Consider the following 3795-nt stretch of genomic DNA (forward strand, 5'->3'; position numbering starts at 1 on the left):
CGATAGAACCTACCAAACCTTTTGTTTCAACCAAACCAAGAGCTTCCGATCTCATGTTCATTTCCTCCTAACGATTTTTTATGATTTCGACAACAGACGCCGATGTCAGATCCATCGCGTTGGCCTCTTCGACGTCGATATGACAGTCGAGAGCGGCGTCACTGCTAACTCTGATTGCGACCTGATTGTACCCTCCGCCCCGGAGACCATCAAATTGAATGCTGACCATTTCTCCGTCGGTTACGCCGAAGAAAAGGGCATCATCAGGTGTCATATGAATGTGGCGCTGTGCAACCATCAAGCCGCAGGTAATATATACGCTTCCCTTGGAACCGACCAATGTGACGCCAGGTGTGCCTTCAAGCTCCCCGGATAAGCACACTGGAGCTTTCACGCCCAGCTTAAAGCAGTCTCCCCGCATAATTTCTACCTGAGTCTGTTTCCGCACTGGACCGAGAACCCTCACTTTTTCAATCGCACCCTTGGGACCACAAACCGTAACAGTCTCATTACACGCATACTGTCCAGGTTGGGACAAATCACGCATTTTGGATAGCGTATATCCGGATCCGAAGAGCGTCTCCACATCAGCCTGAGAAAGATGCACATGGCGATTCGAAATCCCTAAAGGGATGGAGCGCCGCTCCTCCCCCGCCTTGCCAGCACCGGATACCACCTCCATTAACAATGAAAGTACTTGGTCATAGCTCCCCACTAGCAGTCACCGCTTTTCTGCAAAATAGACATCAGCTCATCGACCAGATTCAACAGCATTGCATCCTCCTGTTGCTTCGGCTGTTGCGGAGAGGGAGCAGAATAAGGGCTTTGTGCTGTGCAGTCCTTAATGCCATAAGCCACACGCTTGATATTAATCAAGTGCTGTGGCCCCACATTATCTGAAGTGGCGCTGCCCCCCCAGGTACCACATCCCAAAGTGAAGGCCGGTGCAAGCCCGGTGCTTGCACCCACGCCGCCCTGAGTGGAGCCCGTATTCACTAAAATACGAAATACAGGTTTTTGCGCAAATTCCATGACCATATCGTGATTCTGTGTATGGATGGAAAAGCTATGGCCTATTCCTCCATTACGCAGCAATCCAACACTTAGATCGCAAGCCTCACGCCAGTCCTGTACGGTGTAAAACGCCAATACCGTAGTAAGCTTTTCATAGGACAGCGGGAATTTTTCTCCCACGCCCTGCTGTTCACCTAACAGCACCTTGACCCCTGCAGGAATTTGAATACCGGCCGCTTCCGCGATCACCTGAGGTGAACGTCCCACCAGTCTTGAATTCATGGCATGGCCTTTTACAAACAGCTTTGCCGCGACTTTAGCAGTTTCCTCCTGATTCATAAAGTAACCGCCCTGACGCTCAAACTCCGCGATCACCTGAGAACGAATGCATTCCTCCACGATAACAGCCTGTTCAGATGCGCAGATTGTTCCGTAATCGAAGGTTTTGCTGGCAATGATATTAGCTACTGCTTTTGGAATATCAGCGGTGCGCTCAATATAGGCCGGTACATTACCCGGTCCCACACCCAGCGCCGGTTTACCCGCGCTATAGGCAGATTTCACCATCGCCGAGCCGCCTGTGGCGATAATCATGGCGATTTCCTCACACTTCATCAGTTCCTGTGTCGCCGGCATAGAAGGCATGGCAACGCAGCCAATGATTCCTTCGGGAGCCCCTGCCTCAACAGCGGCTGCATGCATGAGTTCGGCGGCCCGCATAATGGATTTCTTTGCCGATGGATGCGGCGAAAAGATGATTCCATTACGAGCCTTTATCGCAATAATCGATTTGAAAATCGTAGTGGATGTCGGATTTGTTGATGGAATAATACCCATGAGCAGTCCGACAGGCTCGGCAATCTCTATTAATTGATTTGTCTTGTCCTCGCGGATAACCCCAATCGTTTTTGTATCCCGAATGGATTCATACAGCTCCGTGGAAGCCAGACGGTTTTTGAAGATCTTATCCTCAATCTTGCCAAATCCGGTTTCCTCCACTGCTAGCGCAGCCAGTTCGGCGGCGTTAACCTCCGCTATCCGCACCATGTTTTGTACAATTCTGTCAATCTGTTCAGCATCGTACCCGGCAAGGATATCGGCGGCTGCTTTTCCTGTACGAGCCAAGTCCCGCGTTTCCTGAATCGATTGCAAATCATAATCATAATTTTCCAAGTGAAACATCCTCCTCTCGCTTACTGTTTACTGTTGATAATAATGGCGGAACCGCTTGAGCAGTTTCACCTTGTTTGCCTTGGAAATCGTCGTCCTGCTCATCCCATACGCAGGGCCGTACTCTCTGGCCAGTCCGCGCAGCTTCACGGCTGTCATCGTTTCCAGCAGCTCCATTGCTTTGTCAAGCCCTGCTTCCTTTACCTGCACGTCAATCTGGTGTTTGAATGGATTGTCCAGCACTGCCTGCTCCCCATCTACCAGATCTTGATTGTCTGTTTCTGGACTGACGTCTTTAGACGCAAGAGCCTGAGCGGGATCGGCTGTTAGTACAGGGAAGTCTTCTTTGCCACCGCTATTGATTGAGACATCGTGCGCCGCTTCCAGTGGAACTTTAGGAGCCGTGTCTAGTGGAATATTGGGCGCATCGCCCAGTTGAACATCAGACGCTGTGTAACGTTTCGAGGTCTGCTCTGGCGTTTGCTCAGGCAGTTGCTTTGGAAACTGTTCCGCCGCCTGAGTATGCTGTACTGGCAGCGCCAGCTCGTCCTTCTCCTTGGTAAAATTCGAAACGCTGCGCCGGCCGATGATGCTCGCTATGTCGTTGTGGGGTCTTGGAATAACATGTCGGCTGATAAGCACATCACTGCCCAATTGTTGCGCCGCGGAGGCACCCGCCTCCACGGATGCTTGAACAGCGCCAACATCGCCGGTTACCGCGATGGTCACTAGCCCGCCACCCACATTGCACTTTTCTATCAGTTCTACCTGAGCTGATTTGAGCATGATGTCCAGACATTCAATCGCCGGAAGAAGTCCCCGCGTTTCAATTAATCCAAGCGCCTGCATGCTATCACCTCCAGTTACTGTAGCTTCCGATCAGGACAGCCCGCCGGATAAGTCATATAAAACATCCTCGCGCAGTTCGACGATCCCTTGGTCGCCTTCACCCCTTTGGGGATGAAGAGTACATCCCCTTCATGAGCGGTGAAGGTTTTCTCGTTCAAAGTGACATCGAGCGTGCCTTCCATCACGATATAAGTTTCTTCGTGGGCCGTCTCCTGCTCGAAGCAACCGTGATCGACAGTCATAAACCCTGCGCTCATGGAACAATCCGGCTTCCCGATTACCTCTTGACGGTATACCTTGGCACTAGATGTTCCCGTATCGTAAGCTTCCATTTTTACCGTTCGGCCCCGTACAAGTTTTAAGCCCGTCGGATCCGTTTCCGCCTGATAAGGTGGATCAAGAGTCATCCCCAACAGCTTTTCAACCATTCCTTTTTCCGATAACATCTTGAAAAATTTGAAAATGGCATTCATGTCGAGATCATCCTGAGTTTCGCTGCCTGCGGCCTCGGAACTCAAAGTGCCACATGGCTCATCGGTAAACTCCAGCCCCAGCTCCCTTGCCTTATCATGGGCTGCCGGTGTCACAATCGTGTTTCGGTCAATGCAGCACCGCTTCTGTCCGGAAGCCACCCATTCTTCCACATCCGCAGCGCAAATCAGTTTTTTCACAGTTCTCGCCCCCTTTCGAATTATAAGTAAGTGTTCAAAAAGTCAGACTTTCAGCACCGAGGCTTATGCTTCCGATGTGCGTTTTTTCAAA

At 51.0% G+C, this 3795-nt stretch carries 4 protein-coding genes; all 4 read right to left on the minus strand.

Features of this window, described 5'->3' with window-relative positions; genetic code table 11:
- Positions 1-67: 67 nt before the first annotated feature.
- From BBG47_RS27280 to BBG47_RS27295, 4 genes are read right to left on the minus strand one after another with little or no spacing between them, the layout of a single operon-like run.
- The gene (locus tag BBG47_RS27280; RefSeq protein ID WP_065294361.1) at positions 68-715 is read right to left on the minus strand and encodes a phosphate propanoyltransferase; all 648 of its coding nucleotides are present in this window, start codon (positions 713-715) and stop codon (positions 68-70) included.
- Positions 715-2187 carry an acetaldehyde dehydrogenase (acetylating) gene (locus BBG47_RS27285; RefSeq protein WP_065294362.1) on the minus strand — a complete coding sequence of 491 codons (1473 nt, stop codon included), beginning with the start codon at positions 2185-2187 and terminating at the stop codon, positions 715-717. Before BBG47_RS27285 ends, BBG47_RS27280 begins: the two co-directional genes overlap by 1 nt.
- Positions 2188-2214: 27 nt before the next feature.
- A complete protein-coding gene (locus BBG47_RS31155) occupies positions 2215-3033 on the minus strand; it encodes a BMC domain-containing protein (RefSeq protein ID WP_065294363.1) in 819 nt (272 codons plus the stop codon).
- 14 nt (positions 3034-3047) lie between these two features.
- Positions 3048-3704, minus strand: coding sequence for a cupin domain-containing protein (locus tag BBG47_RS27295; protein ID WP_065294364.1), 657 nt, complete (start codon positions 3702-3704; stop codon positions 3048-3050).
- Positions 3705-3795 lie beyond the last annotated feature (91 nt).

The organism is Paenibacillus sp. KS1 (assembly GCF_001680695.1).
GTDB classification, from domain to species: Bacteria; Bacillota; Bacilli; order Paenibacillales; family Paenibacillaceae; genus Paenibacillus_B; species Paenibacillus_B suaedae.

Excerpts from the sequence above, each read along its gene's own strand:
- BBG47_RS31155 (WP_065294363.1), bottom strand. The coding sequence starts at position 3,033 with ATGCAGGCGCTTGGATTAATTGAAACGCGGGGACTTCTTCCGGCGATT.